The following is a 16,689-nucleotide window of genomic DNA, read 5'->3' on the forward strand; positions in this document are numbered from 1 at the left end:
CCCGGCCAAGGCCAAGCCTCGGCTCCTACCTCCCGAACACCCGCTCCCCGCCCACGAACGTCTCCGACACCCGGGTCGCGCCGATCTCGCTCTCCGGGGCCGCGAACGGGTCGCGGTCGAGCACCACGAGGTCCGCGTGGTTGCCCACCACGATGCTGCCGGTGTCGTCCAGGTGGTTCGCATACGCGCTGCCCGCCGTGTACGCCGCCAGCGCGGTGTGCAGGTCAAGCCGCTGTTCCGGGAGGAAGACCGGCGCGTCCGCCCCGTGGATCCGCCGGTTCACCGCCACGTGGATGCCCTGGATCGGGTCCGGGCTGGACACCGGCCAGTCGCTGCCCGCGACCAGCGTCGCACCGCTGCGCGCCAGCGCGCCGAACGGGTACTGCCACCCGGCCCGCTCCGCGCCCAGGAACGGGATGGTCAACGTGTCCATCTGCGGCTCGTGGGCGGCCCACAACGGCTGCATGTTCGCACTCGCGCCGAGTTCGCGGAACCGCGCGATGTCGGCCGGGTGCACCACCTGGAGGTGGGCCAGGTGCGGCCGGGTGTCCTTCCACCCGTTCGCCGCGCGCATCGCGGCCACCGCGTCCAGCGCCTCCCGGACCGCGCGGTCGCCCAGCGCGTGGAAGTGCACCTGGAAGTCGTGCGCGTCCAGGGCGGTGACGTACCGCCGCAGCGCCTCCGGCTCGATGAAGCTGATCCCGCTGTTGTCGGAGGCGCACCCGCACGACGTCAGGTACGGGCTGAGCATCGCGGCGGTGAAGTTCTCCGCGACCCCGTCCTGCATGATCTTGACGGTCGTACAGGACAACCGTCCGCGCGTACCCGCCTCGCGCCGAGCGAGCAGTTCGTCGATCTGCTCGATCCCGCGGTCGCGCTGCCACCACAACGAGCCGACCACGCGCGCGGTCAACAGCCCGCGGTCCACCGCCGTCAGGTACGCGGCGCTCGCATCGCTGATGTTCGCGTGCGCGCCCAGGAGCGCGTCCTGCCACGCGGTGACACCCAGCGAGTGCAGCAATTCCTGCGCCCGGAGCAGGCCGGCCAGTTGGTCCTGGGCGGTCAGCGGCGGCAGCAGCCGACCGATCAGATCGGCCGCCCCCTCCTGGAGCACGCCGGTCGGCTCACCGTCGGCGTCGCGTTCGATGCGGCCGTCGGCCGGGTCCGGGGTGTCCCGGGTGATGCCCGCCAGCCGCAGCGCCGCGCTGTTGGCCCACGCGCCGTGGTGGTCCCGGTTGGGCAGGAACACCGGCCGGTCCGGAACCAGGTCGTCGAGCATCGACCGGTGCGGCAGGCCGCCCGGGAACGCCTCCATCGACCATCCGCCGCCGGTGATCCACTCGGCGTCCGGGTTGGCGTCGGCGTATGCCCGCACCGCCTGCCGGTAGTCGGCGAGCGTCTCGTGCTCGGACAGGTCGCACTGACCCATTTCCACGCCGCCGCCCACCGGGTGCACGTGCGCGTCCTGGAAGCCCGGGATCAGCAGCCTGCCCGCCAGATCGACGACCTCCGTGCGATCACCGATCAGGTCGCGCACCTCGTCGTGTCCGACCGCGATGATCCGCCCGTCGCGCACGGCCACGGAGCTCGCCCGGCTGCGCGCCGCGTCGACGGTGTACACCGCGCCGCCGGTGAAGACGAGGTCGGCGGCCGCGGAGGAGGCGGACCGCGCGGCGGCGGAGCCGACGGTGCCCGCGGGAACAGGGGCCGCGGCGGAGGCGGCGGGGACGGTCTGCTCGGTCGTGCTCATACGATTCCCTCGGACTTGAATGCGTCGAAATCGGCGGCGTCGTTGTAACGGTCCATCGGCAGCTCGATCGCGTCGCCGTCGGTGCCCCGGCCCGTCTCGAAGTAGGGCGACTTGCGGACGTACTTGGCGTAGGCGGCGAAGCCCAGCCCGCTGACGATCACCACCACCGGCACGGAGAACATGAACCAGCCGTTGTCGGGGCTGAGTTCGAAGCTGTCGCTCATGGTCAGGTAGTCGTACGCAAGGTAGGCGCCGACGCCCAGCAGGGCCAGTCCGCTCAGCCCGGGGATGACCACCGCACGCACGCCCTCACGCCGGTCGGTGCGCAGGGTCGGCCGGAAGCGAACCGCGCAGGCGATGGCGGTGAGGCCGTAGTAGAAGGCCACGATCAGGCCGATCGAGTTGACCGCGGCCAGGATCATGTCGTTGAGCTTGGGGATGCCGATCGCCAGGACGGCGGTGCCGGCGGCGATCGCCATGATCAGCAGCGTGCCGACCGCGGGCGATCCGAAGGTCGGGTGGATCCGGGTCCACACCTTGCCGAGCGTCTGGTCGCGGCCCATCGCCAGCATGCCGCGCGCGGTGGGGATGACGCCGGACTGCAGCGAGGCGATCGCGGAGAAGATCAGCGCGAGCAGCGGCAGGCTCGCCCACGGGTCGGCGGCGAGGTGCGCGCCCAGGAAGGTCAGGCCCTGCGGTCCGTTCTCGGCCAGTTCCGGAGCGGTCATCACGCGCTGGAAGGCGATCGCGCCGAGCAGGAACATGCCGAGCATCACGAACAGCGCGATCAGTCCGCCGCGGGCCGAGTCCTCGGGGTTCCTGGTCTCCTCCGTGACGCTGAACGCCGCGTCCCAACCCCAGAAGAAGAACACCGCGAGCACCAGGCCCTGTGCGAAGTCCGAGGCCGAGTCGATCTCGAACGGGTTGAACCAGGAGAACGAGAACGGCTGCTCGCCGGAGGCGATCGCCCAGACGCAGAAGATCAACAGCACCGAGTACTCGAAGACGAGCAGATAGGTCTGCAACCGGGTCGCCTGGTGCACGCCGGTGATCGCGAGCACGGTGACCACGACCAGGACGACCAGGCCCAGGACGGTGCTGAGCTTGGTCGAGTTCGGGTCCAGGGTCAGCCCGGCGAACTCGTGCCAGCCGGCCTTGTTGGCGAACTGGAGCAGCACCGAACCGGTGATCGCGCTGGTGTACGCGAGGAAGATGATCGATCCGGCGAGGGCGACCCAGCCGGTGAGGAATCCGGAATACGGGCCGATCGACTTGCCGACCCAGACATAGCCGCTGCCGCAGTTCGGCTCGACCCGGTTGAGTCGGGCGTACGCGCCGGCGATGCCGAGCATGGGCAGGAAGGCGATCAGGATGATCGCCGGTGTGGCCAGGCCGACGGTGGCGGCCAGGCTGCCCATGCCGACGCCGATGCTCGTGGTGGCCGCCGTACTGGACGCGGCGACCGCGATGCCGTCGACGACACCGAGCGACTTGCGCAGCGCGGGCGGTTGATCGTCCCGGGGCAGGTTCGTGGACATCGGCGCTCCAAGGGAGGCTAAAGCTGACAGGGGGTGGACGCCGATGAAACAGCCTGCGTCAGAATTACGTCAATGGTGTTGACATAAGATCTGCGCGAGCACGATGCCGCAGCGGACGGCGACATGGGTACCGAGGACATCGGTGGGCGGACCGAGGAGGCTTGGGGACCGAGGGCCGTGGCTCGGGGACCGAGACAGCGGCTCGGGGACCGGGCGGCCGGGAGAGATCGGGCACGGCGCACGCCGAGCCGGCTTCGGAGGAACGTGTGGAGCGCATGGAGCAGGTGGGCCGGGGGGATCGAGCGGACCGGGTGGTGAGTGAACGTCGCCGACGCCGGCCGACCAAGTCGGGGACGGTTTTGTCCGAGGATGTCATTGTCGATTGTGCGGTACGCCTGATCGGGCACCAAGGCGCGGAGGCGCTGACCGTGCGCAAGCTCGGCGCCGCGCTCGGATGCGACCCCACCGCCATCTACCGGTATTTCCGCAGTACCGACGACCTGCTGCTCGCGATCGCCGACTTCCTGATCGGCGAGACGCTGATCGGCTACCGACCGGGCCCCGACTGGGTGGCGTCGCTGCGCGAACTGGGCCTGCGGGTGCGCGAGGGCTATCTGCGCCACCCGCGCGTGGCCGCGATCGCGGCGGCCCGGGTGACCCGGCGACACAACGAGTTCCGGGCCGTGGAGATGGGGGTCGCGCTGCTGCTCTCGGCGGGCTTCTCCCCCGCCGACGCGGTCCGCTACTACCGCGCGTTCATCGACACCGTGCTCGCGCACGCGGCCCTGGAGGCGTCCTACACCGCACTCGCGCCCGAGGTGCGCGAGGCCGACGACCGATCCTGGGAGGAGACGTACAACACGCTGCCCAACGCGGACTATCCGGCGATCGGCACGGTCCGCCGGCACCTGGCCGAGGAGATGGCGGGCAGCCCCTTCGAAGATGTGCTCGACCTGCTGCTGGAATCGCTCGCCCGACGGGTGTGAACACGGCCGCGCGGAGCGGCACCGATCACCCCGATCCGCGGTCGTGACGAACTTTTGACACTGCGTCAACGGTGCAGGTGGGTACACGCGTCGTGGGGGGTGCCGCAGACTCGATAAGGTGGCGCGTGTTTCCAGACCTCACCCACTCCCACGGGGGATCCGTGCTGATCGACAAGTTCATGCATGGCGTCGTGGCGCCCACCGCGAAGGCGATCTATCGCCCGCAGACCGAGGGCCGCGAGAATGTACCGATGACCGGCCCGGTCATCATCGCCAGCAACCACCTGTCGTTCGTTGACAGCGTCGCGATCCCCGTGGTCATGCCGCGCAAGGTGTCGTTCCTCGCGAAGGCCGAGTATTTCGACGGCCCCGGGCTCAAGGGCCGGGTCAGCAATGCCTTCTTCTCCGGAATCGGCGCCGTCCCGGTGCCCCGAGGCACGCACAGCGCGGCGAAGGCCGCCCTGGAGACCGCGCTCTCGGTGCTCGAACGCGGCGACGCGTTCGGGATCTACCCCGAGGGCACCCGCTCCCGCGACGGCCGGCTCTACCGCGGCCGGACCGGCGTCGCGTGGCTCGCGCTCGCCGCGCGCTGCCCGGTGGTGCCCGTCGGGATCATCGGCACGGACCAGGTCCAGCCGATCGGCTCGAACATCCCGAAGTTGTCGCCGCGCGCGCTGATCCGCTTCGGCGAACCGCTCGACTTCTCGCACCACTACGAGCGCAAGGACGTGGCCCGGGCCCGGCGCGAGATCACCGACGAGATCATGGAAGCGATCCAGAAGTTGTCGGGTCAGGACTACGCGGGCGTGTACAACGAGACGCCGGCGGAGGTCTGAGCCGCTTGTCGGGCGCCTTCGGCGCCGGGTAGCGAGGCACCGCCGACGCGCCGGGGGCGGGTGCGGGTCGTCGGGGTGGTGCGGTTACGTGTGGAGTTCCTCGATCAGTCGGGCGTAGCCGTTCGAGCCGTGGCCGGCGGCGATCGCGCGTCGGGTGTATCGGCGGTAGAGCTCCGGAAGCGCGGTGTCGATGCCGCGTGCTCGGCTCGCGTGTACCAGGTGGTCCATCGTCGCCAGGTGCACGTCCAGTGTGGCGTCGTCGCCGGGGTAGGTGCCGGCGTCGATCTGCGCGGCGTACTCGCCGATGAAGCCGGCCACGGCGTGGCTCAACCAGCGGTTGGCGATCGGGGTGAAGTCGGCCGCCCTCACCCCGTCCGCGCCGACCACGGCGGAGCCGTGCAACCAGCCGGTCAGCGCCGCCCACATCAGCCCGAGCAGCGCGGTGTCGTACAGGCTCGCGACGCCGGCGTCGGCCCCCAGGTCGACCGGGTCGCCGAGCGCTCGCAGGGTCGCGGCGTGCCGGGCGAACGCGGCCGGATCGCCGCTGTAGAGCAACATCGAGTCGGGCGAGCCGATCCCGGGCGGCGTGGACATGATCGCGCCGTCGAGGTAGGCGACTCCCGACCGAGCCGCCCACGCGGCGGTCTCCCGGGCCTGTTCGGGTGAACCCGAGGCGAGATTGACCAGTGTCCGCCCGGCGAGTGCGGCCTCGTCGGCGGCGAGGATCGTGTGCATCGCGTCGTAGTCCAGGACGCAGACCACGATCAGCGGACTCGCCGCGATCGCCGCGCCCACGGTGTCGGCGCGCACGGCGCCCCGGGCAACCACCTCGTCGGCCTTCGCCGCGGAGCGGTTCCACACCGTGGTGGGATGGCCGGCGGCGCGGAACGCCTCGGCCAGCGCGCGGCCCATCGATCCCAGTCCGATGACCGTCACGGCTTCGGTTTCGGCTTCGTGCTTCATGTTCGTCCTTCGTTCGTGGCGCCGGGCACTCGTGCCCGTTCGTGCATGGGTCGCGCCGCTTCGCCGCCCTCGGCGGCCGGCGTTTCCGGCGACGCGAACAACCCTCGCAGCGCCCGGAAGGCGCGGACAGTGGCAGGAATGCCTGTGAGCGAAAAATTCGTGCCACCGATGCTCTAGTGCCGCGCCCGGCAACGTTTGCCCCGTCGCGGTGTTCGGTGCGGTGCATCGGCGTGCCGCCGGAACGTTCTCGTACTGGAGTACTCGGACGTTTCGGCGGGGCGGCGAGGTGCCGTGCCGGGCGCCGCGACGGGGTGAACGTTGCCGGGCGCGGCACTAGGCTGTCTCGTCATGCACGACCGACCTGCGCACGCCCGCGCGACCGGACCGGGATCCGTCGCCGTCGCGGTGATCGACGACACGGACATCCCGCCGTGGGACATGTACGAACTGGCGCTCGCGTGTGCGGTGTTCGGCACTCCTCAGCCCGAACTCACGGATCGGTGGTACGACTTCCGTGTCTGCGCGGAGCGGCCGACTCGGTCCGGGCCGACTGTGGCCGAGGCCGGCGACTCCGGAAGCGGGAACGCGAACGGGAGCGGATCCGGTTTCGGTTTCGGGATTCGCACCCCATACGGATGGGACGCGTTGGCCGGTGCGGACACCGTGATCGTGGTGGCCGTGCCGCAGGAATGCGTGGATCACGACCGCGAGTTGCCCGCCGGATTCCTCGCCGCCCTGCGCGCCGCGGCCGACGCCGGGGCGCGGATGGTCTCGCTGTGTACGGGTGCCTTCGCACTCGCCGCCGCCGGGCTCCTGGACGGCCGCCGGGCCACCGCACACTGGGCGCACACTGAGGATCTGGCCCGCCGTCATCCCAAGGTCACCGTCGACGACAGCGTGCTGTACGTCGACGACGGCGCCGTGCTCACCAGCGCCGGCATGACCGCCGGCCTGGACCTGTGCCTGCACATCGTGCGTACCGATCTGGGCGCCCACATCGCCAACCAGCTCGCCCGCCGACTGGTGGTCCCGGCCCACCGACCCGGCGGCCAGGCCCAGTTCGTGGATCTGTCCGTCCCCGCCACCGACGACGAGGGCCTGGCCCCGGTGCTGCACTGGGCCGGCGCCCACCTCGACCGTCCGCTCACCGTCGACGACCTGGCCCGCCGCGCCCGGATGAGCCCGCGTACCTTCTTCCGCCGCCTCCAGGCCGCCACCGGAACCACGCCGCTGCAATGGTTGCTCACCCAGCGCCTGGCCCGGGCCCAGTCGCTTCTGGAGACCACCGACCTCCCCATCGAGCAGATCGGCGAGCGCAGTGGCCTGGGTACCGCCGCCAACCTGCGCCACCACTTCGCCGCCCGCCTGGGCATCTCCCCCGCCGACTACCGCCGCGCCTTCACCTCGCCCACGGCCGACCGACCCCGCCCCGCCACCACCGGCTGACACCCGCCTGGGCGCCGCCGGAGCGGCGGTTGCCGCCCGATCGCGGTCGTTTCAGGCCCAGAAGTCCTCCGCCGCCGTCATGTCCTCGACGCACTCGTCGAGATCGGTGATCTTCTCGCCGACGATGCGGAAGACGATGCCGCCCATCTGGTCGAGCAGTTTGCCCGCGCGCTTGCCGGTTGCTCGGTGTACCGACATCACATGGCCGCGACCGTCGACGAAGAGGTGTCGCAGCTCGACCCGGAAGGTGCCGTCCGTCTCGGTGGCGAGCTGTACGTAGTAGTCGAGGATCGCTTCCACGCCCTTGACGTCGCCCGACAGCCTGTGGTTGCCGGGTACGTGTTGCGTGCAGTCGGTCGTCATCATCGAGCGCAGGGTGTCCAGGTCGCCGCAGGAGAACGCCTCGTACCCCTGACGAATCAATGCGGCGTGTGCATGTTCAGCCATGGCATTTCGCCACCTTCCACACCAAACACGGATAAATGGCTGACGACTCCACCCTGTCACTCCACACGTCGCGGGTCCACTCCCTCGCGGATCCCTTCGGTCGGCGGTCCACTGCTCCGGCACCGCGCCGAAGAGCCGGTCCCGAGCCCCGAGCCCCGTCCGAAACGCGGCTCCCCTCCCGGACGACGCGGACGCGCCATCCGGTCGGGCGAGTCGTCCGGCTCGCTCATCCGATGCGGAAGGTGCCCCCGGGCGGAGCCGGCGACGGGGTGGCCGTGCGATCCGTCACCGGCGCGACATCGCGCGAGAACACCCGGGCCTCGATCCCGGAGAGCACCCGGGCCGGCGTGTCGTCGCCGGCCGTTCGCCGGGCCAACTGGGACACCGGCAACGTGATCGCGGAGGCGACGACGACGAGGTTGCCGAAGCGCCTGCCGCGCAGTACGCCCGGCTCGGCCATCAACGCCACCTCCGGGAACACCGCCCGCAGGGTGGCCACTTGCGCCCGCGCGAAGTCGAGGTCGCCGCCGTCGGCGATATTCGCCGCGTACACCCCGCCGGGCCGCAACACGCGGGCCACCTCGGCGGCGAACTCCCGCGACGTCAGGTGCGCGGGCACCTGGGCTCCCCCGAACACATCGGCTATCACCAGATCGGCCGAGTTGTCCGGCCGCGCCGTCAGCTCGGCCCGGGCGTCGCCCGTGCGAACGTCCATCGTCCCGCCCGTCGGCAGCGGCAGGTGCTCCAGCACCAACGCGACCAGCTCCCCGTCGAGTTCGGCGACGGTCTGCGCCGAGCCGGGCCGGGTGGCCGCGATGTAGCGGGGCAGCGTCAGCCCGCCGCCGCCCAGATGCAGCGCGGCGATCGGTGCCCCCGGTTCGGCCACGAGATCCACGACGTGGCCGAGGCGCCGCGTGTACTCGAATTCCAGGTGCTCGGGCTGGTCGAGATCCACGTACGACTGGGGCGAATCGTTGAGCGTGAGCAACCACGCGCGGGGCCGGTCGATGTCGGGCATCAGCAACGCCGCACCGAGATCCGTCGCCCGCCCCACCGGAATCGACTCGGTCGGTTCTTGCTGGTCGTCGTACATGCATCGATTGTCTCGCAGCCGCAGCCCCCGCTCCGCCGCCCCGTCCCGATCACCTTGGCATGATCGTCGGGGGCAGCGGCAACAGGCACCACGGAGCCGCGGCACCGCGGCACCGATGGGCACCGCAGCACCGACCAGGCATCACGAAGCAGGAACATCCGGGAGAGCAGCCATGCAGTTCACCAAGCTCGGCCACGCGTGCGTACGTCTGACCACGGACCGGGGCACCATCGTGATCGATCCCGGCGCCTTCAGCGAAGCCGATGCGATGGTCGGCGCCGACGCCGTACTGATCACCCACGAGCACTTCGACCACGTCGTTCCCGACGCGCTGCGGGCCGCCGCCGCGGCCGACCCGGACCTGGAGATCTGGACGAATCCGGCCGTCGCCGCGCAGTTCCCCGATCTGGCCGGCCGCATCCACGCGGTGACGCACGGCGACACGTTCGAGATCGGCGGCGCGCAGGGCGTGGCGGTGCACGTGTACGGCGAGAAGCATGCCGTGATCCACCCGGACATCGCCGTCATCGACAACGTCGGCTTCCTGATCGACGGCCGCCTCTTCCATCCCGGCGACGCGTTCACCGTTCCCGAGGAAGCGGTGCCCACGCTGCTGGTGCCGGCGGGCGCCCCCTGGCTCAAACTCGGCGACGCCGCGGACTACGTGCGAGAGGTCGACCCGGCACAGGCGTTCCTGATCCACGACGGCATCTACAACGACGCCGGGCTCGCCCTCGCCGAACGCCTTCTGGGCCAACTCGCCGGCTCCGACACGCGTCCCGTCCGGCGCTTGGTCCCAGGGGAAGGCACCTCACTCCCCGGAGCCTGACGCCGCACACCGTGCGTACGCCGGCCGTCGAGGACCGGCCCGGTCGGTTCCCGGCGGAACACACACGGGCGGACCCGGCTCCCGAACTCCTCCGTCGTTCCCGCGCACCGACGTCGTGATCTCATGGTGCGAGCCTCCGAGAACAGGACATCGGCGGAGAGTCAGTCCGTGGACCGTGATTCCTCGAATTCGACAGCGGCAGCGGTGCCGTCACCGACACCCGCAGTGCCGTCGACGCCCGTTTCCGTATCGGCGTCGGCGCCGAACCTCCTCCCCCATCACCGATCCGGCACCGCGGCCGTACCACGCCCGTGACGTCGAGGAGATCCGGCAACTGCGGGAGTACAGCGCGCACATCGTGGCTCTGGACACCCGGTTCGGCGCCGGCGCCATCCTCACTCCCGCGGTCCGCTCGGCGCGCGCGGCGCCCTGACCGGCAGGCCGTCCCGGGACCGGCTGTCCGCCGTCTCCGAAGCCCACCAGATCGCCGGCCGGCCTACGACGCCGATCGACACGCGTTGTCCCGTCGACTGAGCACCCGGGCCGTCCGGACGGCGCGTCTGGCCGGTGATCGCTCCGCCGAACGGTTCGCCCTCTCCCGACTCGCGATGCAGGCCATCCACCTGCGCCGCCCGGACGAGGCGTTGCGCATCTGCGACACGGTCCTCGACGACGCCCTGCCGTCCGGCGTGCGGACCCTGTTCGTACTGCGCCGGGCCCGGGCCCTCAATCAGTACGGCGAACACGCCGCGGCCCGCAGGCTGATCGGCGAGACGTACGGCCGACACCCGGAAGGCGTCGGCGCCCGGGATCCGGACTGGGCCTGGTGGCTCGACACCGCCGAGATCACCTGGCATCACGCGATGATCCACGCCGACAACGGGCAGTGGACCCGGGCCATCCCCCTGTTCGAGCAAGCCGCCGCGGGACGCGTCCCGGACACTCGCACCGCGCACAACGACCATGCCTACCTGCTGCACGCGCCGGCCCGAACCCGCAGTTGGCGCGACGCCGGCGACCTCCTGGAATCACACATCCTCCCGGCGCACACCACGGTCGCCTCCGGCCGGATCACCCGGCTCCCGGCGGATACGGTCCGTCTGTCGGCACGCCGTCCGGCCGCGCCCGTGGGTCGCGACCCGGCCCACGACCTGACCACGGTCCTGCGCGGCGCCGACGTACCCGTCCGGCCGTGAACCGCGACCGATCCCGGCATCGGTAACCCGGAGGTTAACCACGGTTCCGAGATCGGCCGTTGTTCGAGCCGAGCGCGGACGACAGTCTTGGGACATCGAAGAACGGGACGGCGGAACAACGCGGAAACCGCAGGCCGATCCCGATCAAACACCTTCATTCCCAAGGGAGTTCGTCATGGCCGCCGTCGACCACACGCTTGCCGCCCCCGCCCCTTCGATCGCCGCCGCCCGGGACACCGTCGGCCGCTGGCTCACCGCCGGCGCCGCGGCCAACATCCTGATGGCCGGCACCTACGTCGCCTTCTCCACCGTCGTGATGCCGCTTCTCGGCACCAAGGACGACGCCGACTTCGTGCACTCCATGCAACAGATCAACACCGGCATCGAGAACCCCCTGTTCTTCACCGTCTTCACCGCCGCCCTGGCCGCACCCGCCATCGCCGCCCGGAAACTCCGCAAGCACGCGAACACCGCCACCGTCATGCGCTGGACCCTGACCGCCCTCGCCCTCTACACCACCACCGTGCTGACCACCTCCGGCATCAACGTCCCGCTCAACCAGGCACTCGCCCACGCCGGCGACATCGACCCGGCCAAGACCCGCGCCGACTTCGAGACCACCTGGAACATCTGGAACGGCATCCGCGCCGCCCTCTCCACCGCCGCCGCCGTCGCCATGCTCAAGGCCCTCCGCCTCCACCGTCGCAACCGCGTCTGACCCCACCGCCCCACCCGGACCGCTCGCCGCCTTCGATCGCGCCCCGAACGACCGGGAAGCCGGCACTCCACAGGTGCGCACCGGAACCGGCAGCGACGCCGGCGCGGACGAGGGCCTACCGGGCACGGACGCCCGCGGGCCCGCTCAGGCGAAGCGGATCTCGTGGTCGTGCGGGGTGGTGAAGGCCAGTAGGCGAGTGGCCTCGTCGGTCAGGGCCGCCTTGGCTGCCCGGGTGATCGGGTGGAAGGGCTGCATGTCGAGGACCAGGGGTGGGCCGGCCGCGCCGGCGGCGGGAGAACCCGCCGAGACCGGCTTGCCGGCTCGGGTGAGCCGCCACACGCCCGCAACCAGGCCGTCCACCAGGAAGGTTGCCCGGATGATGCCGTTGACGGTGAAGACCCGTCTGCGATGCTCCTCGGAGATGATCCGGGAGCGGTCGGCGTGCGAGAGCAGGATGTTGTCGAATTCCGGGAGGAACCGAACCGGAGTGGGGGCGTCTTCCGGCGGCAACGGAGCGTCGGGGAGATCGAAGAGTTCGCGACCGGCCTCGTCTCGGTAGACGGCCAGGTTCGGACGGAGCCGATCGACCACCTCGCGCAACCGGCCGAGGCCGGACCAGGTCTGCATGTCCGCGACGGTGGCCGGGCCGAAGGCCGCGAGGTAGCGCAACAGCATGGCATCCGGGGCGGTTTCGGCCGCCAGTGGCCGATCGAGCCAGTGTTCGGCCGTGGTACAGGCGGATTGACCGCTGCGGCCCCACAGCGCACGCGGCGGGACCTGGACCAGGGGTGCCCGGCTGCGCAGCGCGTGCGCCAGAACCTTCGGGTCCTCGCCCGGGAAACGTTCGGCGAGCGCAAGCCCGAGCGCCTTGGCGGTCAGCGGTTGCTCGGACATCAACTCCCGCCCGGCAGCGACCAGTTCGGCTACATCGACCTTCGAGTCGCCGAGCCCGTGCAACTGGTTGCGATACAGGTCCGCGTCGTAGATCGGCTGCACGACCGGCCGCAGCGCGAGACAGTCGGCGGCGGTCACCAGGTGCACCGTGCCACGCATCAGGCCCAGCCGAACGGCCCGGCGGTCGGTCAGGAGATCGGCCAGCTCGGTCGGCACGAAGTCGGCGAGGCGGGTCCACAGGCCGACGTACGGCGGGTGCGGAGCCTGGGCCTGCATGCCGACCAGGTGCGTGAGCGCCGCCTCCGCCGAGATCGCGTGCCGCCGGGTCAACAACTGACGTTCGAGCAGTGCACGGTTGAGTCGGCGAACGCTCAGGGTGGTGGTCTCCATGCCCGAAGACTAGGAGGGAATGCGGACGGAAACCTGCCGCATTCGACGCCAGGCTGAGCGCATGGACACGCTGGAGAGTACGACCCGCCTGCTTCGCCTGTTGGCCCTCCTCCAATCCCCACCCGAGCGGCAATCCCGGCCCGAGCGACCTTCCTCGGCCGGGCGGCGATCCGACCCCGCGCCGCAGTCGCAACCGCAGCGCCGCGACCGCGCCGACCGTCCCGTTCCACCGGATCCCCCGGTCTGGCCCGGCCCCCGACTCGCCGCACGCCTCGGCGTCAGCCCCCGCACCGTCCGGCGCGACGTGCAGCGGCTGCGCGCGGCGGGCTACCCGGTCCGCACGATGTCCGGCGGCTATCGGCTCGACGCGGGTGGCCCGCTGCCGCCGCTGCTCCTGGACGACGACGAGGCGGTCGCGATCGTGACGGGCCTGCGTACCGCGGTCGGCGGCACCGTCGCCGGGATCGAGCCGACCTCGGCCCGGGCGCTGGCCAAGCTCGAACAGGTGCTGCCCGCCCGGCTGCGCCACCGGATCGAGGCACTCGACGCGGTCACCGTGGCGCTGCCGGTGGGCGGCGGGACGGTGGCCGCCGCCGACCTGACCGCGATCGCGGCGGCCTGCCGCTCCGCCGAGACGCTGCGCTTCGACTACCGCACCCACGACGGCCGCGAGGCGGTCCGCACGACCGAGCCGCACCGCCTCGCCTGCACGGGACGCCGCTGGTACCTGCTGGCCTGGGACCTCGACCGGGCCGACTGGCGTACGTATCGCGTGGACCGGATGCGATTGCGCACGCCGACCGGCCCGCACTTCGCGCCGCGTGCGCTGCCGGAGCGGGACGTCGCCGCGTACATCCGTGCGGGCATCTCCACCCGGGTCTTCGCGCACCACGCGACCGTGCTCCTGCATGCCTCGCCGGAACTGGCCGCGGCCCGGATCGGCGCGACCGACGGTGTCCTGGAGGCGATCGACGCGGATACGTGCCGGTTGACCACGGGGGCCTCCTCCATCGACGCACTCGCGGTCCATCTCGCCTTCCTCGACCTCGACTTCACCGTCGAGAGCCCACCCGAACTCACCCACCGGATCGCCCGGTTGGCCGAACGCTGGACCCGAGCGGCGGGCTGACACCGCAGCCCGGCGACCCACGACGGCCGGGGCCGCGCGCGGGCACCCGCAGCCCCGTCGGCCGGCCCATCCACCGGCCGGCCGACGGCCGGGGCCTGCCTGCCGTTCGGCCGACATCGGCGCGCCGAGCCGACCTTATTTGACCGTACGTTCTTGAATGACCTAGAGTCGTGCCCGTGGCCAGGACCAAGGAATTCGATCCCGACGCCGCCTTGCAGTCCGCCCTCGAACTCTTCTGGGAGCGCGGCTACGAGGCGACCTCGATGGCGGACCTCGTGGCTCGCCTCGGCATCGCCCGGGCGAGCATCTACGCGACGTTCGGCAACAAACACGACCTCTACCTCGCGGCGCTCGACCGCTACCGCGAGGGCCGCAACCCGGAGTTGTTCGAGGAGTTGTCCCAGCCCGGCCCGGTGCTGCCGGCCGTTCGGGCACTGGTCGAGCGGTTCGCCCGCGAGGCGTCCGAGGAGCCGAGCCGATTCCTCGGCTGCTTCCTGACCAACACCGCCGCCGAACTCGCCGCGCACGACGCGGGCGCCGCGCGGATCGTCGAGTACGGCTGGAGTCAGATGGAGACCAATCTGACCGTCGCGCTCACCCGGGCCAGGGCACAGGGCGAACTGGGCCCGGACCGGGAACCCCAGGCACTGGCCCGCTTCCTGCTGGTCCTGCTCCAGGGGATGCGCGTGGTCGGCAAGGCCGGCCCGGACTCCGTCCGCCTGCGGGACGCGACCCGACAGGCACTCGTACTGCTCACCTGAGCCACGCACGCGCCGCGCTCGCCACCGGATCGGAATCGAAACCGGCGCCGACACCGACACCGAACCCGGCGACTCGATGTCATACGCATGCCCTTATTCCAGAACGATCGATCTGTAAAAGCTATCGGCAACGGGGGTACCGGCATGACGGACGCGGGCACGAACACGGGGACACCCCCAAGCGCGGGTGCAGGTACAGCTACACCTACAGCCACAGGCACGACCACCCGCCTCGATCCGCCGAGCGTCCCGCACGCCGCCCTCGCCTTCGCCGTACTCGGCACCGTGCAGGCCACGCTCATCTTCACCATCACCGTCATCGGTGTGCCGTTGCCCGACATCGGCCGGGAGTTCGGCCTGGGCTCGGCCGACCTGGTGTTGCTCAGTGCCGCCTACGGGCTGCCGTTCAGCGGACTGCTGCTGTTCGGCGGCCGGCTTGCGGATCGCTACGGCGGACGCCCGATGTTCACGGTGGGGCTGGTCGTGTTCGGCCTCGCATCCGCGGTCGCCGCATTCGCCCCGGGTTTCGCCGTGTTGGTCGCGGTTCGCTTCGGGCAGGGTGTGGGGGCCGCGTTGACCGCGCCGGCGGCGATGGTCGTGCTGCGCGGGGTGTATCCCGAACCGGGAGCGTATCGACGGGCGATGGCGACCTGGGGCGGCCTGTCCGTATTGGGCGCCGCAATCGGCAACCTCGCCTCGGGCGTGCTCACGACCTGGGTGTCCTGGCGCTGGATGTTCGCCATTCCGGTCGCCGTGGCCGCCCTGGCCCTGTTCCTGACTCCGCGTCGCCTGCCGGGCGGGAAGCCGACGTACGCCGGGCCCACCGCCGGCGCGTCGGCCGAGGCCGGCGGGCGTCCCGGTCCGGATCCGCTCGGCGCGATCCTGGCCACCGTCGGCATCACCCTCGCGGGATACGGCCTGACCGTCACCGGCGACCACGCCTGGACGTCGGCGGCCGTAGTCGTCCCGCTCGGCGGCGGCGTGATCCTGCTCGCCGCGCTCCCGGCCGTCGAACGGCGCGTCGCCGACCCGCTCCTCCCGCCGGGCTTCGTCCGCGATCCGCGCCGGATCCTGGGGCTGGTCGGGGTATTGCTCGCGGCCACCGGTACCGGCCTGATCAGCTTCCTGATCTCCCTCCACCTCCAACAGGACCGGGGCTGGTCACCGCTCGCGACCGCCGGCGCATTCGTACCGTTCACCCTCGCGCTGGTCGCGGGCGGTCGAGCGGCCGGGCCGCTGATCGACCGGTTCGGTCCGAGCCGAATCACCGTGGCGGGCCTGCTGGTCGGCGGCGTCGGCCTGCTCCTGCTCACCCGTCTGGACGAGGGCACCCGATACGCCCCCGACCTCCTCCCCGGCCTGGTCCTGCTGCCCGGCGGCGCCGCCCTGATCTTCGCCGGCACCGCCGTCCTGACCACCGGGGGCGTTCCCGCCCATCAGGCGGGCCTGGCCGGCGGCGTGCTGAACACCGCAATGGAACTCGGGCCCACCGTCGGCCTGGCCGCGCTGATGTCGGTGGCCGCGACCCGCGGCGACGTGATCGCCGGCTACGCCTGGGCCTTCGGCACCGCCGGGGCCGTCTTCCTCCTGGCCGCGCTGCCGGCGGCCGGCCTGGCCCGGAACCGGGACGGCGACCACGAGCACGGCTCGACCCGCGGACCCGCAAGGCCCCGAACCCGCTGACCACACCACGGTCGGGGCCGACCCCACCGG

15 protein-coding genes are annotated in these 16,689 nt (G+C 71.4%); 9 read left to right on the forward strand and 6 right to left on the reverse strand.

The genetic code is table 11. The features are described 5' to 3' along the window. Positions 1 to 25: 25 nt before the first annotated feature. Positions 26 to 1,750 (reverse strand): amidohydrolase, encoded by a 1,725-nt coding sequence (locus ACFZBU_RS25760; protein WP_391586013.1) that lies wholly within the window; start codon positions 1,748 to 1,750, stop codon positions 26 to 28. Further along, positions 1,747 to 3,288 carry an APC family permease gene (locus tag ACFZBU_RS25765; protein ID WP_391586014.1) on the reverse strand — a complete coding sequence of 514 codons (1,542 nt, stop codon included), beginning with the start codon at positions 3,286 to 3,288 and terminating at the stop codon, positions 1,747 to 1,749. Before ACFZBU_RS25765 ends, ACFZBU_RS25760 begins: the two co-directional genes overlap by 4 nt. Before the next feature lie 275 nt (positions 3,289 to 3,563). Here ACFZBU_RS25765 and ACFZBU_RS25770 point away from each other — a divergent pair, with 275 nt between their 5' ends. Next, positions 3,564 to 4,274 (forward strand): TetR/AcrR family transcriptional regulator, encoded by a 711-nt coding sequence (locus ACFZBU_RS25770; protein WP_391586015.1) that lies wholly within the window; start codon positions 3,564 to 3,566, stop codon positions 4,272 to 4,274. 125 nt (positions 4,275 to 4,399) lie between these two features. Beyond that, positions 4,400 to 5,110: a lysophospholipid acyltransferase family protein gene (locus ACFZBU_RS25775; protein ID WP_391586016.1), complete on the forward strand. Its 711-nt coding sequence runs from the start codon at positions 4,400 to 4,402 to the stop codon at positions 5,108 to 5,110. An 84-nt stretch (positions 5,111 to 5,194) separates the two neighbouring features. Here the strand turns inward: ACFZBU_RS25775 and ACFZBU_RS25780 are convergent, their stop codons facing one another. Continuing rightward, positions 5,195 to 6,265, reverse strand: a complete 1,071-nt coding sequence (locus ACFZBU_RS25780) for an NAD(P)-dependent oxidoreductase (RefSeq protein ID WP_391586017.1) — start codon at positions 6,263 to 6,265, stop codon at positions 5,195 to 5,197. A gap of 156 nt (positions 6,266 to 6,421) precedes the next feature. Between ACFZBU_RS25780 and ACFZBU_RS25785 the strand changes: the two genes are divergently transcribed. Further along, the gene (locus ACFZBU_RS25785) at positions 6,422 to 7,519 is read left to right on the forward strand and encodes a GlxA family transcriptional regulator (RefSeq protein WP_391586018.1); all 1,098 of its coding nucleotides are present in this window, start codon (positions 6,422 to 6,424) and stop codon (positions 7,517 to 7,519) included. A gap of 51 nt (positions 7,520 to 7,570) precedes the next feature. Here the strand turns inward: ACFZBU_RS25785 and ACFZBU_RS25790 are convergent, their stop codons facing one another. Together ACFZBU_RS25790 and ACFZBU_RS25795 are read right to left on the reverse strand one after the other, a co-directional pair. Then, positions 7,571 to 7,966, reverse strand: coding sequence for a nuclear transport factor 2 family protein (locus tag ACFZBU_RS25790; protein ID WP_391586019.1), 396 nt, complete (start codon positions 7,964 to 7,966; stop codon positions 7,571 to 7,573). Between the two features lie 226 nt (positions 7,967 to 8,192). Next, positions 8,193 to 9,059, reverse strand: a complete 867-nt coding sequence (locus ACFZBU_RS25795) for a spermidine synthase (RefSeq protein ID WP_391586020.1) — start codon at positions 9,057 to 9,059, stop codon at positions 8,193 to 8,195. 172 nt (positions 9,060 to 9,231) lie between these two features. On the opposite strand from ACFZBU_RS25795, the gene ACFZBU_RS25800 reads away from it, so the two are divergent. From ACFZBU_RS25800 to ACFZBU_RS25810, 3 genes are all read left to right on the forward strand, one after another. Next, positions 9,232 to 9,888 (forward strand): MBL fold metallo-hydrolase, encoded by a 657-nt coding sequence (locus ACFZBU_RS25800; RefSeq protein WP_391586021.1) that lies wholly within the window; start codon positions 9,232 to 9,234, stop codon positions 9,886 to 9,888. Positions 9,889 to 10,406: 518 nt separating this feature from the next. Continuing rightward, complete coding sequence (locus ACFZBU_RS25805) at positions 10,407 to 11,084, forward strand: hypothetical protein (protein ID WP_391586022.1); 678 nt, start codon at positions 10,407 to 10,409, stop codon at positions 11,082 to 11,084. Between the two features lie 175 nt (positions 11,085 to 11,259). Next, positions 11,260 to 11,802, forward strand: coding sequence for an anthrone oxygenase family protein (locus tag ACFZBU_RS25810; protein ID WP_391586023.1), 543 nt, complete (start codon positions 11,260 to 11,262; stop codon positions 11,800 to 11,802). Between the two features lie 144 nt (positions 11,803 to 11,946). Here ACFZBU_RS25810 and ACFZBU_RS25815 read toward each other — a convergent pair whose 3' ends face one another. Continuing rightward, on the reverse strand, positions 11,947 to 13,086 hold the full coding sequence (locus ACFZBU_RS25815; protein ID WP_391586024.1) for a winged helix DNA-binding domain-containing protein: 1,140 nt from the start codon (positions 13,084 to 13,086) through the stop codon (positions 11,947 to 11,949). Positions 13,087 to 13,147: 61 nt separating this feature from the next. Here ACFZBU_RS25815 and ACFZBU_RS25820 point away from each other — a divergent pair, with 61 nt between their 5' ends. The 3 genes from ACFZBU_RS25820 (at position 13,148) to ACFZBU_RS25830 (ending at position 16,659) form a co-directional block, all read left to right on the forward strand. Then, entirely contained in the window at positions 13,148 to 14,215 is a 1,068-nt protein-coding gene (locus ACFZBU_RS25820; RefSeq protein WP_391586025.1) for a helix-turn-helix transcriptional regulator, read from the forward strand. Positions 14,216 to 14,391: 176 nt separating this feature from the next. Continuing rightward, a complete protein-coding gene (locus tag ACFZBU_RS25825; RefSeq protein ID WP_391586026.1) occupies positions 14,392 to 14,976 on the forward strand; it encodes a TetR/AcrR family transcriptional regulator in 585 nt (194 codons plus the stop codon). Between the two features lie 144 nt (positions 14,977 to 15,120). Further along, entirely contained in the window at positions 15,121 to 16,659 is a 1,539-nt protein-coding gene (locus tag ACFZBU_RS25830) for an MFS transporter (RefSeq protein ID WP_391586027.1), read from the forward strand. Positions 16,660 to 16,689 lie beyond the last annotated feature (30 nt).

Origin of the sequence: Embleya sp. NPDC008237 (assembly GCF_042956465.1) — a bacterium.
Lineage (GTDB): Bacteria > Actinomycetota > Actinomycetes > Streptomycetales > Streptomycetaceae > Embleya.

Excerpts from the sequence above, each read along its gene's own strand:
- ACFZBU_RS25760 (WP_391586013.1), bottom strand. The coding sequence starts at position 1,750 with ATGAGCACGACCGAGCAGACCGTCCCCGCCGCCTCCGCCGCGGCCCCT.
- ACFZBU_RS25765 (WP_391586014.1), bottom strand. The coding sequence starts at position 3,288 with ATGTCCACGAACCTGCCCCGGGACGATCAACCGCCCGCGCTGCGCAAG.
- ACFZBU_RS25770 (WP_391586015.1), top strand. The coding sequence starts at position 3,564 with ATGGAGCAGGTGGGCCGGGGGGATCGAGCGGACCGGGTGGTGAGTGAA.
- ACFZBU_RS25785 (WP_391586018.1), top strand. The coding sequence starts at position 6,422 with ATGCACGACCGACCTGCGCACGCCCGCGCGACCGGACCGGGATCCGTC.
- ACFZBU_RS25790 (WP_391586019.1), bottom strand. The coding sequence starts at position 7,966 with ATGGCTGAACATGCACACGCCGCATTGATTCGTCAGGGGTACGAGGCG.
- ACFZBU_RS25795 (WP_391586020.1), bottom strand. The coding sequence starts at position 9,059 with ATGTACGACGACCAGCAAGAACCGACCGAGTCGATTCCGGTGGGGCGG.
- ACFZBU_RS25800 (WP_391586021.1), top strand. The coding sequence starts at position 9,232 with ATGCAGTTCACCAAGCTCGGCCACGCGTGCGTACGTCTGACCACGGAC.
- ACFZBU_RS25810 (WP_391586023.1), top strand. The coding sequence starts at position 11,260 with ATGGCCGCCGTCGACCACACGCTTGCCGCCCCCGCCCCTTCGATCGCC.
- ACFZBU_RS25815 (WP_391586024.1), bottom strand. The coding sequence starts at position 13,086 with ATGGAGACCACCACCCTGAGCGTTCGCCGACTCAACCGTGCACTGCTC.
- ACFZBU_RS25820 (WP_391586025.1), top strand. The coding sequence starts at position 13,148 with ATGGACACGCTGGAGAGTACGACCCGCCTGCTTCGCCTGTTGGCCCTC.
- ACFZBU_RS25830 (WP_391586027.1), top strand. The coding sequence starts at position 15,121 with ATGACGGACGCGGGCACGAACACGGGGACACCCCCAAGCGCGGGTGCA.